At 72.4% G+C, this 17101-nt stretch carries 12 protein-coding genes; 8 read left to right on the forward strand and 4 right to left on the reverse strand.

The genetic code is table 11. The features are described from left to right. Positions 1–9 precede the first annotated feature (9 nt). Both ACILQ5_RS15825 and ACILQ5_RS15830 read right to left on the reverse strand, forming a co-directional pair. A complete protein-coding gene (locus ACILQ5_RS15825; protein ID WP_395658979.1) occupies positions 10–756 on the reverse strand; it encodes an enoyl-CoA hydratase-related protein in 747 nt (248 codons plus the stop codon). A 41-nt stretch (positions 757–797) separates the two neighbouring features. Next, positions 798–6302: a hypothetical protein gene (locus ACILQ5_RS15830; RefSeq protein ID WP_395658980.1), complete on the reverse strand. Its 5505-nt coding sequence runs from the start codon at positions 6300–6302 to the stop codon at positions 798–800. A gap of 130 nt (positions 6303–6432) precedes the next feature. Between ACILQ5_RS15830 and ACILQ5_RS15835 the strand changes: the two genes are divergently transcribed. The 8 genes from ACILQ5_RS15835 to ACILQ5_RS15870 all read left to right on the forward strand — a co-directional run bounded on the left by ACILQ5_RS15835 (position 6433) and on the right by ACILQ5_RS15870 (position 15241). Next, on the forward strand, positions 6433–7938 hold the full coding sequence (locus tag ACILQ5_RS15835; RefSeq protein ID WP_395658981.1) for a molybdopterin-dependent oxidoreductase: 1506 nt from the start codon (positions 6433–6435) through the stop codon (positions 7936–7938). 74 nt (positions 7939–8012) lie between these two features. Next, positions 8013–8663 (forward strand): fasciclin domain-containing protein, encoded by a 651-nt coding sequence (locus ACILQ5_RS15840; RefSeq protein ID WP_395658982.1) that lies wholly within the window; start codon positions 8013–8015, stop codon positions 8661–8663. A 40-nt stretch (positions 8664–8703) separates the two neighbouring features. Further along, positions 8704–9267 (forward strand): ECF RNA polymerase sigma factor SigK, encoded by a 564-nt coding sequence (gene sigK, locus ACILQ5_RS15845; RefSeq protein WP_395658983.1) that lies wholly within the window; start codon positions 8704–8706, stop codon positions 9265–9267. Then, on the forward strand, positions 9264–9995 hold the full coding sequence (locus ACILQ5_RS15850; RefSeq protein WP_395658984.1) for an anti-sigma factor domain-containing protein: 732 nt from the start codon (positions 9264–9266) through the stop codon (positions 9993–9995). Before sigK ends, ACILQ5_RS15850 begins: the two co-directional genes overlap by 4 nt. Continuing rightward, on the forward strand, positions 9992–11962 hold the full coding sequence (locus ACILQ5_RS15855; protein ID WP_395658985.1) for an FAD-dependent oxidoreductase: 1971 nt from the start codon (positions 9992–9994) through the stop codon (positions 11960–11962). Before ACILQ5_RS15850 ends, ACILQ5_RS15855 begins: the two co-directional genes overlap by 4 nt. Next, a complete protein-coding gene (locus tag ACILQ5_RS15860) occupies positions 11959–13200 on the forward strand; it encodes a class I SAM-dependent methyltransferase (protein WP_395658986.1) in 1242 nt (413 codons plus the stop codon). The genes ACILQ5_RS15855 and ACILQ5_RS15860 overlap by 4 nt, the downstream gene beginning before the upstream one ends. Before the next feature lie 8 nt (positions 13201–13208). After that, positions 13209–14444, forward strand: a complete 1236-nt coding sequence (locus ACILQ5_RS15865) for a class I SAM-dependent methyltransferase (protein WP_395658987.1) — start codon at positions 13209–13211, stop codon at positions 14442–14444. Next, positions 14441–15241, forward strand: a complete 801-nt coding sequence (locus ACILQ5_RS15870; protein ID WP_395658988.1) for a DUF1295 domain-containing protein — start codon at positions 14441–14443, stop codon at positions 15239–15241. Before ACILQ5_RS15865 ends, ACILQ5_RS15870 begins: the two co-directional genes overlap by 4 nt. 23 nt (positions 15242–15264) lie before the next feature. On the opposite strand, the gene ACILQ5_RS15875 is transcribed toward ACILQ5_RS15870, so the two are convergent. Both ACILQ5_RS15875 and ACILQ5_RS15880 read right to left on the reverse strand, forming a co-directional pair. After that, on the reverse strand, positions 15265–15921 hold the full coding sequence (locus tag ACILQ5_RS15875; protein WP_395658989.1) for a hypothetical protein: 657 nt from the start codon (positions 15919–15921) through the stop codon (positions 15265–15267). Positions 15922–16081: 160 nt separating this feature from the next. Beyond that, positions 16082–17101 (reverse strand): DUF222 domain-containing protein (locus tag ACILQ5_RS15880; protein WP_395658990.1); only part of this gene is annotated, 1020 nt, incomplete at its 5' end.

Consider the following 17101-nt stretch of genomic DNA (forward strand, 5'->3'; position numbering starts at 1 on the left):
ACCCGGCGGCTACTTCTTCCGCGTCAGGAACGCCGTCATCGCGGCCTTCGCCTCCTCCGAGGCGAACAGGCGGGCCGAGATCTCGGCCATCTCGGCACCGTGGGCGTCGATCCGGGCGACCAGGTCGCGGTTGAGGATCCGCTTGGACTCCCGCAGCCCCTGCGCCGCCCCGGTGGCGAGGGACGCGCACACCCGCGCCACCTCGGCGTCGAGGTCGGCGGCGGGCACCGCGGTCGTCACCAGGCCGTACGACGCCGCGTCGGTGCCGCTGAACACCTCGCCGCCGAGCGTGGTCAGCGCCGCGCCCCGCGGCGTCATCCGGGCGTGGACGGTCAGCGAGATGATGGCGGCGGCCAGACCCAGCTTGACCTCGGTGAGCGCGAAGGTGGCGTCCTCGGCGGCGAGCGCGATGTCGGAGGCGGCGACGATGCCGATCCCGCCGGCCCGGACGGCACCGTGCACGCGGGTCACCACCGGCTTGTCCAGGGTGGCGATCAGCCGCTGCAGCTCGACGATCCGCCGAGCACCCTCCTCCATGCCCTCGGTCGACGCCTCGGAGAGGTCGGCGCCGGAGCAGAAGACCCGGCCCTCCGCAGCGACCAGCACGACCTTGACCTCGTCGTCGGCGGCGGCCCGCTCGATCCCCTCGAACAGCTCGGTGACGAGCTGGCGGGAGAGAGCGTTCCTGTTGTGCGGCGAGTCGAGGGTCACGGTGGCGACGTGGTCGGCCACGTCGTAGTGCACGAGCTCGGACATGCGGTCATCCTGCCGCATGTCCGAGCCCGTCGGGCGGCCGGTCAGTGCCTGAGCCGGACCGTCCTGGTCTCGCCGCCGATCCGCAGCTGGGCCTTCGTCAGCGCCCGGGAGCCCAGCGCCTTCCTGCCGACCGCGGTCTGGTGGAGGCGCACGGTGGCCTTCGTCCCGGACCGGATCTTGTACGACCCCCTCGCGAGCACGCTGCCGGCCTTCACGACGTGGCCGCCGATCCGCACGGTCGACGCCGCCATCAGCGTGGCCTGTCCCTGGCAGGCCCCGCCGCCGGAGCCGCAGCGGACCAGCGCCGAGACCGTCCGGGCCTCGACGGTGAGCGGTGCGACCGGCACGACGACCGGTGAGTCGTCGACCTGGATCGTGGCGCTGTCGCTGTTGTCGCCGGTCGACGTCTCCGGCGTCGAGGTGGTGACGGTCGCGGTGTTCACGATGTTGCCGCCCTGGTCGGCACCGCGCTCCGTGCGGTTCGAGAGGCAGAGCAGGTACAGGTCGGCGCCGAGCGGCGCGTTCGTCGGGTTGAGGAGCTTGAACACCCGCACGATCGGCCGCGGGTCGTTGCCGAGCACGATCAGGCCCTCGTCCACGTCGTACCCCGCGACGATGCCCTTGGCGTCCGCCGCACAGCTGAGCGTGACCTCGGCCTCCTGGCCCGGCTGCACGGTCACGTGCTGACGGACCTCGTCGAGGCCGAGCTGGTGGGTGTGCCCGTTCGCCACGCTGACCAGGTCGTCCAGGCAGCGCATCGTGAAGGTGCCGGTCGTCGCACCCCCGCCGTTGACGACCCCCCAGGTCCAGCCGTTGTCGCCGGCGGGGTATGTCGTCACGACCGGTGCCTCGCCGTCGAGCTCGTAGCCCGGGACGACCGGCGTCTGGCCGGGCGCGCAGGTCATGGTGACGTCGGTGCGCCCGTGCGGCAGGGGCTCGGTGTCGGTCATCAGGTCCCCGACCACGACGTGGTGGCTGTGGCCGTTGACGACCTCGATCTCGGTCTTCACGCAGACCGCGAACACCTTGGCCTGGGCGCGCCCGGTGGCGTCGTTGACGAAGTGCGCGCGCCAGCCGTCGGTCCCGACGGAGTGGTTCTCCGTCATGTGGAGGTCGGCGAGGGTCCCGGTGCCCTGGTCGACGTGGTCGACGCGGCCCGAGCCGTCGGTCACGACGTACCCGGAGGGACAGACCACCGTGCCGGTGGCCTCGTCGCCCGGCTCGACGTCCACCTGGACCTCGGCCTTCTGGACGTCGAACAGGTGCTGGTGGTCGGCGCCCATCGAGGGCAGCGGGTCCACCTTGACCTGCACGTCGAGGCTGCGGACCGACCCGGCCGGGACGGTGCCCAGCTCGCAGCGGACCGTGGACCCCGAGCGGGTGCACGGCGCGTCGGCCGCGACGAACGTCACGCCGCTGGGCAGCGCGTCGACCACGACCACGTCGCGGGCGTCGGCGGCGCCGGCGTTGGTGACGGTCAGCGTGTAGGTCACGACGTCACCGACCCGAGGGGTGGCGTCGTCGACGGTCTTCTCGACCTTGACGTTGGTCACCGTCGGCTGCACCGGCGTGTGCGTCGAGTCCGTGTCCTGCACGCTCCCGCCGGTGGGCGTCCTGCCGGTCGCGGTGGCCGTGTTGTCCACCGCACCGGCCGTCACGTCCGCCGGGGTGATCGTGTAGACGACGTCGGTGCAGTCGAAGGACGCGTCGGGGTCGAGCCCGCCCGACGGGCAGGTGACCGGGCCGACCTTCGGGTCGCTCACCGTCACCGGGTCGAGCTTCACGTTGCCGGTGTTCGTCACCCGGAACGAGTAGGTGACGGTGTCGCCCGCGTCCGGTCCGTTGCCGTCCACGTCGTCGATCGAGCCGGCCGTCTTGGACAGCTGGATCGAGCCGGTGGCCGGCAGGTCCACGGTCCGCGAGTCGTCGTCGGTGACGGTGCCGCCGGTCGGCGTGGTGCCGGTGACCGTGGCGGTGTTGTCCACCGAGCCGTGGTCGACGTCCGCCTGGGTCAGCGTGTAGGTCCGGGGGTCGCAGTCGACCGAGGCACCGGGCGCCAGGGCCGTGCTCGGGCAGGTCACCGGGCCGACCTTGGGGTCGGCGACGGTGATGTGGGTGAGCGTCACGTTCCCGGTGTTGGTGACCTTGAACGTGTAGGTGATGTTGTCACCGTCGTCGATGCCGTTGCCGTTGACGTCGTGCACCGCGCTGGCCGACTTCACCAGGTTGATCGAGGCGCTCGGCGCGACCGGTGTGCTGGTCGAGTCGGTGTCCGTCACGTTCGACCCGGCCGGCGGCGCACCGGTCGCGGTGGCGGTGTTGTCCACCGTGCCGTTGTTCACGTCGGCCTGCGTCAGCGAGTACGTCTTGCTGGTGCAGGTGACGTTCGCTCCGGGCGCGAGCGGGCCCGACGGGCAGGTGATCGCGCCACCGAGCCTCGGGTCGTTGACGGTCACCGGGTCCAGCGTGACGTTGCCGGTGTTCGTCACCTTGAACGAGTAGGTGATCGTGTCCCCCGCGTCGGGACCGTTGCCGTCGACGTCGTGGATCGCGCTCGCGGTCTTGTCCAGGTGGATCGACGGGCTCGCCGGGACCGGGACCGTGACCGAGTCGCCGGCGGTGACGTTCGGGCCCGACGGCGGCGTGCCGGTCGCGGTCGCGGTGTTGTCGATCCTGCCGGCGTCCACGTCGGCCCGGGTCAGCGTGGCGGTCCTCAGCGTGCAGGTGACCGAGTCGCCGGGGGCCAGGGCGCCGGCCGGGCAGGTGACCGGGCCGACCTTCGGGTCGCTCACCGTGACCGGGTTCAGCGTCACGTTGCCCGTGTTGGTCACCGTGAAGCCGTAGGTGACCGTGTCGCCGGCGTCCGGACCGTTGGCGTCGCCGTCGACGATCGGGCCCGCGGTCTTGTCGAGCAGCAGGGCCGGGTACGCCGGGACCGGCGTGGTCGTCGAGTCCGTGTCGGTCACCTCGGGGCCGCTGGGCGGGGTGCCGTGGGCCGTGGCGGTGTTCTCGACCTTGCCGGCGTCGACGTCGGCCTGGGTCAGCGTGTACTGCACGGCGGTGCAGGTGACGCTGGCGCCGGGGGCGAGCGCGCCGGCCGGGCAGGTGACCGGACCGACCTTCGGGTCCGTGACGGTCACCGGGTTGAGGGTCACGGTGCCGATGTTGGTGACCTTGAACCCGTAGGTGATCCGGTCGCCCTTGTCCGGGCCGTTCGCGTCGAGGTCGCTGATCGCGCTCGCGGTCTTGTCGAGCTCGACGGCGGCGGTGCCCTGGAGGACCTTGGTGGCCGTGTCGTCGTCGGTCACGTTGCCGCCCGTCGGCGGCTTGCCGGTGGCGGTCGCGGTGTTGTCGATCCGGCCGTTGTTCACGTCGGCCTGGGTCAGCGTGTAGGTCTTGTCCGGACAGGTCATCGACGCCCCGGGGGCGAGCGAGGTGCTCGGGCACGGGATCGAGCCGCCCAGCCTCGGGTCGTTGACGGCGATCAGGGTCAGCGCGACGTTGCCGGTGTTCGTGACCTTGAAGGAGTACGTGATCGTGTCGCCGGCGTCCGGGCCGTTGCCGTCGACGTCGGTGATCGAGCCGGCGGTCTTCTTGATCTCGATCGACGGCAGCGCCGGGACCGGGACCGTGACCGAGTCGGTCGACGTGACCGCCGAGCCGGTCGGCGGCGTGCCGCTGGCGGTCGCGGTGTTGTCGACCTTGCCGGCGTCCACGTCGGCCTGGGCCAGCGTGTAGGTCTTGTTCGTGCAGGTCACGTTGGCGCCCGGCGCGAGGGCGCCGCTGGGGCAGGTGATCGCTCCGAGCTTCGGGTCGCTCACGGTGACCGGGTTGAGCGGCACGTTGCCGGTGTTGGTCACCTTGAACGAGTAGGTGACCGTGTCACCGGCGTCCGGCCCGTTGCCGTCGACGTCGGTGATCGAGCCGGCGGTCTTGTCGAGCAGGATCGCCGGGTTGGCCGGCACGGTGGTCGAGACGGTGTCGTCGTCGCTCACCGACACCCCGTTCGGGCCCTTGCCGGTCACCGTCGCCGTGTTGTCGACCTTGCCTGCGGTGACGTCGGCCTGGGTCAGCGTGTAGGTCTTCGGGGTGCAGGTCATGCTCGCACCCACGGCCAGCGTGGTCTGCGGGCAGGTCACGGCGCCGACCTTGGCGTCCGACACGGCCAGGTTCGTGAGCGCCGTGTTGCCGGTGTTGGTCACCTTGAACGAGTAGGTGACGGTGTCTCCGGCGTCGGGCCCGTTGCTGTCGACGTCGGTGATCGTCCCTGCTGTCTTGGTGATCTGGACGGCCGGGAGCAGCGGCAGGTTGGTGAACGTGCAGACCGCGGTCTCACCGGAGGTCGACGGCATCGTGAACGTCCCCGAGCTGCCGGTGCCGGACGAGATCGTCGAGCCGTCGGAGCTCCTCACGCACTTCCACGTCGTCGTGTAGTCGCCGAGGTCGGTGCCGCCGGCGGCCGTCTGCGTGATCGTGTACGTCGTGCTCGGCAGCACCACGACCGGGCCGGCCACCTCGGCGGCGTCCGTCTGCAGGCCGGTGTCGGTGCCCGTCGTCGTGCCGGTGTTGCCGCTGGACACGCCGCCGCCGGTGATCGTCACCGTGAACTGGTCGGCGTTGTCGTGGCGCCCCTGGGGCAGGTCCACCCGGGCGGACGCGGTGCTCGGTGCCGAGCAGGACGCCATGTCGGAGAGGCTCAGGGAGACCGTCTTGGTCGAGACCAGCGCACCGCTGGACGGGTTGACCTTCAGCACCTTGCCCGTGCCGGTGCCGATGACGAGCACACCGGAGCCGTCGAACGCCATCGAGGCGTACTGGCCGGAGTTCTCCGGCAACGAGGCGAGCACCGTCGCGGTGAGCGCGGTCGACCCCGCGGTCGTCGGGAGCGGGCCGTTGACCCGGGCCAGCGTCCCGGCCGCGGTGGCACTGGCGTTGCTGACGACGTAGAGGTTGCCGACCGCGTCGAAGGCCATGTCGCCGTTGTTCGACAGGCCGCCGATGGTGCCGACCTGGCCGATCGAGGTGTTCGTGCTGGTGTTGAACGCGTAGAGCTTCCAGGTCGAGCCGCCGGCGGCGTAGTAGTAGATGCCGTTCGCGGGGTTGATCGCCCCCGCGATCACGCTGCTGGCGTTGGCGTTCGCCGGTGCGTTGTAGGTGTCCGCGTCGTTCGTGCTCGCGTCGAACCGGATGATCGCGTTGTCGGCCCGGTCGAACGCGTAGATGTACCGGCCGCCGCCGTTCGGCAGCGCGAGCGCGTTGATGTCGTTGTCGTTGCCGGCCGGGATGGCGCCGTTCGCCGTGAAGGTGCCGGCGGTCGGGTTCACCTTGCTCAGCTCGTGGCTGCTGCCGTCGACGCTGTACACGACGTCGGTCGCGCACACGAAGCTCGGGGAGGACGACGACCCGCCGGGCGTCGCCCCGGCCGGTGCCGCCGGGACGGTCACCAGCGCCAGGGCGCCGAGCGCCATGGCGAGCAGCACGACGCCCCAGCGCCGTGCGTGTCCGTGCGTGTACGTCGAACCGATTGCGCGCGTCAGCGACTCCATCGCCTGGCCCCCCAGCCTCAGCCCGTCCACGGGCGTGTTCAGATGCGACGCGACGAACGTAGTGCTGCCCCGGTGCCCCGCGAGCGCTCTTGAGGAAATCCTGAGGCAGGGTCCGCTCCGAACAACGTCCATGAGGAATCGCCTCGCCTACGCCGTCTTCGGCGTCCTGTCCACCCTGGTCGGCGTCGCCGCCGGCCACCTCGTGGCGGCGGCGCTGGAACCGGCATCGTCGCCGGTCCTGGTCGTCGGCTCGACCGTCATCGACCTGACCCCGACCCCGCTCAAGGAGTGGGCGATCGCGCACTTCGGCACCCACGACAAGGACGTCCTCGTCGGCTCGGTCCTGGCCGGCGTGCTGGTCCTCGCAGCCGTGGCCGGCCTGCTGGCGCGTCGCCGGTTCGTGTACGGCGCCGCACTGCTCGTCCTCCTCACCGCGATCCCCGCCGGCGCCGCCCTGACCCGACCCGGCGCCGCGGCCGGCGACGTGCTGCCGAGCGTGGTCGCCGCCGTGCTCGGTGTCGCCTCGCTCGCCTGGTTGGTCCGCGCGTCCGAGTCGCGGACCGAGGAGTCCGGCGGCGGGCGCCGGGCGGTGCTGCTCGCCGGCGGCGGGCTCGCCCTCGGCGCGGTCGCCATGGCCGGCGCGGGGAGGTGGCTGACGTCGTACCGGACCCGGTCCGTGCTCGTCGACCTCCCGGCCGCCGCCGACCCCGCTCCGGCGTTCCCGGCCGGCCTCGAGGGCCGGGTGCCGGGCATCACGCCGTTCCGGACCCCGACGAACGACTTCTACCGCGTCGACACCCGCCTGACCCTCCCCCTCGTCGACGCCGACGGCTGGACCCTGACGATCGACGGTGACGTCGAGCGGAAGGTCACCCTCACCTTCGACGACCTGCTCGCCATGCCGCTGATCGAGCGGGACATCACGCTCACGTGCGTGTCGAACGAGGTCGGCGGGAAGTACATCGGCGCCGCCCGCTGGACCGGCGTGCGGCTCACCGACCTGCTGGACAAGGCCGGCATCGCCGGCACCTCCGCCGACCAGATCCTCAGCACCGACGTCGACGGGATGACGATCAGCACTCCGCTGGACCTCGCCACCGACGGCCGCGACGCGATGATCGCGGTCGGCATGAACGGCCGGTCGCTGCCCCGGGAGCACGGGTTCCCCGCGCGGATGGTCGTGCCCGGCCTGTACGGCTTCGTCAGCGCCTGCAAGTGGATCACCAAGATGACGCTGACCACGTACGCCGCGCAGGACGCCTACTGGACCCAGCGCGACTGGGCGACGGACGCCCCGATCAAGATCTCCAGCCGGATCGACACCCCGAAGGGGCTCTCGACCGTCGACCCCGGCCGCACCGTCATCGGCGGGATCGCCTGGGCGCAGCACCAGGGCGGCATCGCGAAGGTCGAGGTGCGGGTCGACGGCGGGCCCTGGCAGCAGGCCCGGCTCGGGCCGACCGCCGGCAACGACTACTGGCGGCAGTGGTACCTGCCCTGGACCGCCGAGAAGGGGCAGCACACGCTCTCCGTCCGCGCGATGGACGGCCAGGGGGACGTCCAGACGGCCGCCCGGGCGACGCCGTTCCCCGCCGGCTCCAGCGGCATCCAGCAGATCGTCGTCAACGTCGGTTGATCCGCGATCGGACCAATCCGTTCGCGGCGCCGCACCGAAGCACGAGTGTCCACACCACCATGGAAGGCAAGACCATGAATCGCTCCCTCCGTCGTACCAGCGGCCTCGCCGCTCTCGCCCTCACCGCCACCATCGGCCTCGCCGCCTGTGGCAGCAGTGACTCCGACGGCGGCTCGGCCGCCGACACCTCGTCGTCCTCCCCGTCGACGGACTCCATGAGCTCCTCGCCGTCCGACGACGCGATGGACGCCCAGGCGCAGACCTTCGGCGCCGGCTGCGCGTCGATCCCCACGAGCGGTGACGGCTCGTTCAACGGCATGGCGACCGAGCCGGTCGCCACGGCTGCCAGCGCGAACCCGCTCCTCAAGACCCTGGTCGCCGCCGTCGGCGCGGCCGGTCTCGGCGACACCCTGAACTCCGCCGAGGGGATCACGGTGTTCGCGCCGACCGACGACGCGTTCGCCGCGATCCCGAAGAAGACGCTCGACTCCGTCCTGGCGGACAAGAAGACGCTCACCAAGATCCTCACCTACCACGTGGTCCCGGGCCAGCTCACGCCCGAGCAGCTCGCCGGCACCCACAAGACGCTCGAGGGCGAGGACCTGGTCGTCAAGGGCTCCGGTGAGGACTTCACGGTCGGCAACGACAGCGCCACGGTCCTGTGCGGGAACATCCCCACGGCCAACGCGACCGTCTACGTCATCGACTCGGTCCTGATGCCCTGATCTGGTTAGTACCAGACACTCATAGGCAAGGATCACAGGCGTGGACCACCTCAGGCCCGTCGAGTCGGGCGCCTCGTCCCCGGACGAGTGCGGGCGGGCCGACGAGGCCGCGTTCGCCCGGCTCTACGACGCCACCGCGCCACGGGTCCTCGGACTCGCGGTGCGGGTCGTCCGGGACCGCGCCCAGGCCGAGGAGGTCGCCCAGGAGGCGTTCCTCGAGATCTGGCGCACGGCGGGCCGGTTCGACCCGCAGCGCGGCAGCCCGCTCGCCTGGCTCCTGACCATCACCCACCGCAAGGCGGTCGACCGGGTCCGGGCCGCCGAGGCCGCCACCCGGCGGGACCTCACCTACCAGCAGCGCAACCAACCGGTCGAGCACGACTCGACCGCCGAGGCCGCCCAGGCCTCCCTCGAAGCACGTCGCGTCCGCGGCGCGCTGGCTCACCTGACCGAGGTGCAGCGCGAGGCCGTCAGCCTCGCCTACCTCGGCGGCTACACCCACACGGAGGTGGCGACCATGCTCGACCTACCGGTCGGCACCGCGAAGACCCGGATCCGGGACGGACTGATCCGGCTCCGCGACGCCATGGGAGTCGGATCGTGAACGACGTCCACGCCCTGTCCGGCGCCTACGCCGTCGACGCGCTCGACGACCTCGAGCGGGCCGCGTTCGAGCGGCACCTCACCCAGTGCGCGGAGTGCCGCGACGAGGTGGCCAGCCTGCGCGAGGCCGCCAGCATGATCGCCGAGACCACCACCGTCACGCCGCCGCCCGAGCTGCGCGACCGCGTGCTCGCCGGCATCTCGAACGTGCGGCCGCTCCCTCCGGAGGTCCCGGTCGTCGGCTCCGAGCCGGCCCGCCGGCACCGCCGGGGGCTCGGGCTCCTGGTCGCCGCGGCGGCCGCGGTGGTCCTGGTCGGCGGCGGCGTCGTCGCCTGGCAGCAGCCGTGGTCCGACGAGAGCAGCCAGACCGTGCTGTCCGCCACCGACCGCGTGCTCCGGGCGGACGACGCCAAGAGCACCTCGCTGGACTTCCCCGGCGGCGCCTCCGCGACGGTCACGCACTCCGACTCCCTGCACGAGGCGGTGCTCGTCACGAAGGACATGCCGCCCCCGCCGGCCGGCCGGGTGTACCAGCTCTGGCTCAACCAGCCCGGCGAGGGCATGGTGTCCGCCGGCCTGATGCCGGTGGAGAGCGACCAGGTGGTGCTGCTGACCGGCGACGCCGCGACCGCCACCGAGGCCGGGATCACGGTCGAGCCCGCCGGCGGGTCGACCTCCCCGACCAGCCCGCCGATCGCGCTGTTCGACTTCGGGCGGGGCCAGGCGTGAGGGGCGGCCACCGCTCGGTCGCGGTGGTCGGGTCCGGCGTCGCCGGCCTGACGGCGGCGTACGTCGCGTCCCGGTCCGCCCGGGTCACCCTCTTCGAGGCCGACGACCGCCTCGGCGGGCACGCCGACACCCACCTGGTCCGCGAGCCCGACGGCTCCGAGCTGGCGATCGACACCGGGTTCATCGTCCACAACGAGCGGACCTACCCGACGCTGCTCCGGCTGTTCGGCGAGCTCGGGGTGGCGACCCAGGAGTCCGAGATGTCGATGTCGGTGCGCGACGACGCCACCGGCCTCGAGTACGCCGGCGCGCTCGGGGCGCGGGGACTCTTCCCGCGGCGCCGCAACCTCCGCGACCCGGCCTACCTGCGGATGCTCGCCGAGGTCCCCCGGTTCCATCGGCGCGCCCGCGAGCTCCTGGCCCGACCGGGCGACGACGTCACCCTGGGCGCGTTCCTGCGGGCGCACCGGTTCACCGCGTACTTCCAGCGGCAGTTCATGGAGCCGCTGGTCGCCGCGGTCTGGTCGTGCGACCCGGCGGTGGCCCTGGACTACCCGGCCCGCTACCTGTTCACCTTCCTCCAGCACCACGGGATGCTGTCGGTCACCGGGTCGCCCACGTGGCGCACGGTGACCGGCGGCTCGCACGAGTACGTCGCCCGCGTGGCCGCCGACCTCGACGAGGTGCGCACCGGCACCAAGGTCACCTCGGTCCTCGAGACCTCCGACGGTGTCGAGGTCACCGACGGCAACGGCCAGGTGTCGACGTACGACGCCGTGGTGGTCGCCACCCACAGCGGGCAGGCGCTCGCGATGCTGGCCGACCCGACCGCCGCGCAGCGCGAGGTGCTCGGCGCGATCGGCTACTCCGCCAACGTCGCGCTGCTGCACACCGACACCTCGCTGCTGCCGGCGGCGCCGGCGGCCCGCGCCTCCTGGAACTTCCGGCGCCCGGTCGAGGAGCGCGGGCACGTCACGGTCACCTACGACCTGACCCGCCTGCAACGGCTGCCCACCGCGACGCACTACCTGGTCACGCTCGGCGGGGAGCACCTCGTCGACCCCGCGACCGTGGTCGACCGGATGGAGTACGAGCACCCGCTCTACACGCCGGAGTCGGTCGCCGCCCAGCGGCGGCTGCCCGAGATCGACTCCGACCGGGTCGCCTTCGCCGGGGCGTACCACGGTTGGGGCTTCCACGAGGACGGCGCCCGCTCCGGGCTCGCCGCCGTCGAGCGGCTGGGGTTCGCGTGGGGCGGTCTCGAGGCTCAGGCGACCGGCGTCTACGAGACCACCATCCGGCACACCCGCCGGGCGCCGTTCCGGCGGTCGTTCACGCACCGCTCGCACACCTGGGTCGTCGATCTCGACGAGCTGCCCGACCACGGCCGGCTGAGCCCGTTGCTGGGCCGCTTCGAGGCGCGCGACCACCTCGGCGACCCGGACCGCACGATCCGCGACAACCTCGTGGCGTTCCTGCGGCTCCACGGCATCGAGCTCGGGCGCGGCCGGGTCCTGATGGCCGCCCACCCGCGCGCGCTCGGCTACTGCTTCAACCCGATCAGCGTGTTCTGGGCCTTCCCCGAGCAGGACGAGCCGTGCGTCGTGCTCGAGGTGCACAACACCTACGGCGACCGGCACGCCTATCTCGTCCACCCCGACGAGCGCGGCCGGGCGAGCACCGACAAGCAGATGTACGTCTCGCCGTTCCACGGCACCGACGGCCGCTACGACCTGGTCGCCCCCGTGCCGGACGGCCGGCTGCAGGTGGCCGTCACCTTGACCACCGACGACGAGAACCGGTTCAGCGCCTCGCTGACCGGGCGTCGTACCTCTCGGGGGCCGCTGCGGGCGGCGCCGGCCGCACTGCGCGGCGCGGTGCTGATCCGCCTGCACGGCATCGCACTCTGGCTGCGCCGCCTCCCGGTGCGGCCCCGCCCCCACCACCACCAGGACGGTGTCCAGTGACCATCACGACCACCTCGACCGGGTCGGCGTGGCCCGGCCTCGACCGCGTGCCGGGAGGACCGCGCACGGCCGTCTCCGCCGCCGTTGCCCGGCGGCTGTTCCTCGCCGCGGTCGACCGGCTCCCGGTGAGCGTCCAGCTCCCGACCGCCTCGACCACCGAACGGCACGGCCAGGGCGGCCCCCTGATGGTCGTGCACCGGCCCGACGAGCTCTTCGCCCGGCTCGGCCGCGACGGCCTGATCGGCTTCGGCGAGGCCTACCTCACCGGCGCCTGGGACGCCGAGGACCTGACCGGGTTCCTGACGGTGCTGGCCGCGAACGTCGCCGACCTGGTGCCCGAGCCGCTGCAGCGGATGCGCCGCCTGGTCCTGCGCGGGCGACCGCGCGCGCACCGCACCACGCGGCACCGCACGCGTGACCTCATCGCCCACCACTACGACCTGTCGAACGACCTGTTCCGCCTGTTCCTGGACGAGTCGTTGACCTACTCCTCGGCCTGGTTCGACGGCGACCACCACGGCGACCTGCACCAGGCCCAGCGACGCAAGATCGACCGGCTGCTCGACCAGGCCGGGGTCGGTCCAGGCTCGCGGGTCCTCGAGATCGGCACCGGCTGGGGCGAGCTCGCGATCCGAGCCGCGGCCCGCGGTGCCACGGTCCGCTCGGTGACCCTCTCGGTCGAGCAGCAGGCGCTGGCCCGCGAGCGGATCGCCGCCGCCGGCCACGCCGACCGGGTCGAGGTCGACCTGTGCGACTACCGCGAGGTCCAGGGCACCTACGACGCGGTGCTGTCGGTCGAGATGATCGAGGCGGTCGGGTACGAGTACTGGCCGACGTACTTCCGCACCCTCGACCGGGTGCTCGCCCCGGGCGGCCGGGCCGCCGTCCAGGCGATCCTCATGCCCCACGACCGGATGCTCGCGACGCGCGGGAGCTACACCTGGATCAACAAGTACATCTTCCCCGGCGGGTTCCTGCCGTCGGCACAGGTCATCGACGAGGTCACCGCCCGGCACACCACGCTGCGGGTCGTCGACCGGCTGGCCTTCGGCCCCGACTACGCCGAGACGCTGCGCCGCTGGGACGAGGCGTTCCTGGCCCGCTCCGCGGACGTGCGGGGACTGGGCTTCGACGAGACGTTCCTCCGGATGTGGCACTTCTACCTCTGCTACTCCCGGGCCGGGTTCGCCGCCGGTTACCTCGATGTGCAGCAGCTGACGCTCGCCCGGGAGGCATGATGGGAGCCGTGACGGGGGTCGCCACCACACTCGCCGAGGCGGTCGAGCCGTTCGTGGGCGGCGAGCTGCCGGTCCGCCTTGTCGCCTGGGACGGCTCGGAGGCCGGCCCCGCCGACGCACCGGTCGTCGAGCTGCGCTCCCCCGACGCCGTGCGCCGGCTGCTGTGGCGCCCGGGCGAGCTCGGCGCGGCCCAGGCCTACGTCACCGGCGAGCTCGAGGTCCACGGCGACCTGGACACCGCACTGACGCACGCCTTCGACGTCGCGCGCGAGCGCGGCCTCACCGCCCGCCGGCCGAGCATCCCGGACCTGGTGCGGGCGGTCGCGGCCGCCCTGGGCACCGGCGCGCTCGGGACGCCGCCGCCGGCACCGGCCTCGCAGGCCCGGGTCCGCGGTCGGCTGCACTCGTTGGTGCGGGACCGACGGGCGATCAGCCACCACTACGACCTGTCGAACGAGTTCTACGAGCTCGTGCTCGACCCCTCGATGGCCTACTCCTGCGCCTTCTTCGCCGACGAGGCGACGACGCTCGAGGAGGCGCAGGCGGCCAAGCTCGACCTGGTCTGCACCAAGCTCGGTCTCGAGCCGGGCATGCGGATGCTCGACGTCGGGTGCGGCTGGGGGTCGCTGTCGCTGCACGCGGCCGAGCACTACGGCGCCCAGGTGGTCGGCTTGACGATCTCGGCGCAGCAGCAGGCGTTCATCGAGAAGCGGGTCGCCGACCGCGGTCTCACCGACCGCGTGGAGGTCCGGCTCCAGGACTACCGCGAGGTGCCCGGCGCCGCCGACGACGGGGCCGGCTTCGACGCCGTGGGCTCGCTCGAGATGGGGGAGCACGTGGGCGAGCGCAACTACCCGACGTACGCCTCGGTGCTGCGTAGGGCGGTGCGGCCCGGCGGACGGGTGCTCGTCCAGCAGATGTCGCGACCGGGCAAGCACCCGGGCGGCGGGCCGTTCATCGAGTCGTTCATCGCGCCGGACATGCACATGCGGCCGCTGGGCGACACGGTCGCGCTCCTCGAGCGCGGGGGCCTCGAGGTGCGCGGCGTGCAGGCGATGCGCGAGCACTACGTGCAGACCGTCGCGGGTTGGCTCGAGAACTTCGAGTCGAATGTCGACCGGCTGACCGAGCTCGTCGGCGAGGAGGTCGTGCGGGTCTGGCGGCTCTACCTCGTCGGCGGGTCGATGGCCTTCCGGGACGGCCGGATGGGGGTCGACCAGATCCTCATGGAACGGCCCGCGTGAGCGACCTGGCGCTCGTCGCCGGCGTCTCGCTGGCGGTCGCGGTCGTCGTCATGGTCGCCACCGCCGTCGTGGCGGCGCGGGTCGGTCGGGTCTCGGTCGTCGACGTCGCCTGGGGGCTGGCCCTGGTCGGCGTCGCCGTCGCGTGCGCGATCATCGCGAGCGACTGGCGGGGCTGGCTGCTGGTCGCGCTGGTCGGCGTGTGGGGAGCCCGGCTGTCCTCGCACATCTTCTCGCGCTCCCGGGGCCACGGCGAGGACCCGCGCTACGCGGAGATCCTCGGCGGCTCGCTGCCCGAGGTCGGCATGAAGGTGGCCGTGCGCAAGGTCTTCCTCGTGCAGGGCGCCGCCGTCTGGCTGGTCTCCCTGCCGCTCCAGGCCGCCGCGCTCTCGGACGTCGACCTGCCCTGGGTCGTCTGGCTCGGCGTCGCTGTCTGGGCCGTGGGCGTGTTCTTCGAGACCGTCGGCGACGCCCAGCTCACGGCCTACAAGGGCGACCCGGACCGAGGACCGGTCATGGACCGCGGCCTGTGGGGCTGGACCAGACACCCCAACTACTTCGGCGACTCCTGCGTGTGGTGGGGGATCTGGCTGGTCGGTAGCCTCGCCTCCGGCTGGCTGCCGGGCGTCCTCACGGTCGTGGCGCCGGTCGCGATGACGGTCTTCCTCGTCTGGGTGACCGGCGCGAAGCTGCTCGAGCGCACCATGATGCAGCGGCCCGGCTACCCCGAGTACGCCGCCCGCACGTCGATGTTCGTCCCGCTGCCACCGCGGCGGGGGACACGGTCCCCCGCCGGGTAGCGACGTTGCCGTCGGGTCGGACCTCAGGAGGCGTAGGCGTGGGCCGTCCAGCCGATCCAGTGGCTCGAGTCGTGGCGGCGCCAGCTGCCGGCCACGGTGTAGTCGTCCTGCCAGTGGCCCTGCACGCAGATCCCGTGCTGGCAACCGGAGAACCGGCCGCCGCTGACGCCGAAGTTGCCGTAGGACGTGTGGCCCACCTCGAACGTGGTGACGTGCGACCCGCTGAAGCGGAAGTGGATCCGCGTCCCGTGGTTGTCATTACCCATGTAGGGGCCGTGGTACGCGGTCGGTGCCTGGTGCCCGGCCGTCCAGTGCACCCAGTGCCCGGACCCGTGCCGCCAGTAGCCGCTGACGTGTCCGTCGCTCGTCCAGCTGCCCTTGGTGCAGTAGCCGTTGTGACAGGTCTCGTGCCACATGCCGTTGGAGACGTGCGCGCCGCCGATGGTGTAGCCGCCCACCGTGAAGTGCGTCATCTGGTTGCCGGCGAACGTGAAGCTCACGGCCCGACCAGCGTGGTCGACACCGTGGTACGGCCCCTGCTTCGGGATGACCGACGCCTCGGCCGCCGGCGCGCTCAGCGCCAGGCTCGCCGTGACGGCGCCGAGCGCCGCGAGCACGGCCAGCGCGCGCCGTGCTCTCTGACGGGTCCCGGTCCGGGCCCCCACTGTCCTACGAAACATGATGGATTCCCCTTTTCTGCGCGGCCGGGTGTGGCCGCGCGTTCCCCAACTGCCGACGCTATGGATCTGACCGGTGGGACGCCATGGTCAGGTCAGACCACCCGGGCCTGGGGTCTGGACATGGGTGTGACCCCGCCGGCCGTGGTCGGCGGGGTGCGGGTCAGCAGATATGTCGCGCGGCCGGCTCGGGCGGTGGTTCGGTGACGAACGGGCTGAGGTAGGTGCGGCCCATCGGGGTGGTCCACACGAACCCGACCCCAGCGACCCTCTGGTAGTCCCAGCAGGCGTGGGTCTTGAGGCGGTGGTGGGTCCGACACGCGGGCGCGAGGTTCGAGGACGCGGTGGGGCCTTCGGGCCAGGGGACCTGGTGCTCGGCGTCGCACCTGCGGACGGGTCGGGTGCAGCCGGGAAAGCAGCACTGCCGGTCCCGCAGCCCGATCTGTTCCTTCATGAGCTCGGTCGGCCGGTAGGTCTCGGTGGTCAGCTCGGCGTTCAGGTCGATCACGGGCCGGATGGTGACCTTGGTGCCGGCCTGTTGGCACCAGTCCTTCAGGTGCTCGGGGGTGATGGAGGACCTCGTGTTGTCGACGTCGACGGTCGACTGCCCGGGACGGATGTGGGCGTAGACCACCACCTCGGTGGTGTCCTCATCACCGGCGCCGAGCCGGCCGGCAGCCATCGACCGGCGCACGTCCAACGGCAGCTGCAGGTCCAGGGTCGCGGCCTTCGCCCGGATCTGCTCCTCCAGCGCGACCGCGTCCGCCAGGTCGAGCTCACCCTCCACGTGCACCAGCCCGTCGGGGGTGGCGTGGTCGAGGTCGATGTCGAACCGGCGCTTCTCCAACGCCGCGACCCGGCGCTCCTCGGCGGCGTCGGGGTCGTGCTCGAGGCGGGCCTTCTCGACCTGCCGCTCGATCTCGGCGAACGAGCACCGGTGCGCACACCACGCCAACCGGACATCGACGGTCGCCGCAGCATCCGCCGGCAGCGACGTGGTGGCCTGAGCGACCTTCCTCGCCTTCCACACCGCCACCTCACCGGCCACCACCCGAGCCCACAGCCGCGGGAGCCGGTACCGCAGCTCCACCGCGTCCCCCAGCAGGTGCCGGCCCGAGTCCGTCGTCCGGCCGACCGCGAGGGCAAACTCCGCCACCGCCGCCTCGTCGACGGTCGGGGCACC

It is taken from the genome of Nocardioides sp. (assembly GCF_044226305.1).
Lineage (GTDB): Bacteria > Actinomycetota > Actinomycetes > Propionibacteriales > Nocardioidaceae > Nocardioides.

What these genes read in the sequence shown, in the direction of transcription:
- ACILQ5_RS15825 (WP_395658979.1), bottom strand. Translation starts at nt 756, where the DNA reads ATGTCCGAGCTCGTGCACTACGACGTGGCCGACCACGTCGCCACCGTG.
- ACILQ5_RS15830 (WP_395658980.1), bottom strand. Translation starts at nt 6,302, where the DNA reads ATGGAGTCGCTGACGCGCGCAATCGGTTCGACGTACACGCACGGACAC.
- ACILQ5_RS15835 (WP_395658981.1), top strand. Translation starts at nt 6,433, where the DNA reads ATGAGGAATCGCCTCGCCTACGCCGTCTTCGGCGTCCTGTCCACCCTG.
- ACILQ5_RS15840 (WP_395658982.1), top strand. Translation starts at nt 8,013, where the DNA reads ATGAATCGCTCCCTCCGTCGTACCAGCGGCCTCGCCGCTCTCGCCCTC.
- ACILQ5_RS15875 (WP_395658989.1), bottom strand. Translation starts at nt 15,921, where the DNA reads ATGTTTCGTAGGACAGTGGGGGCCCGGACCGGGACCCGTCAGAGAGCA.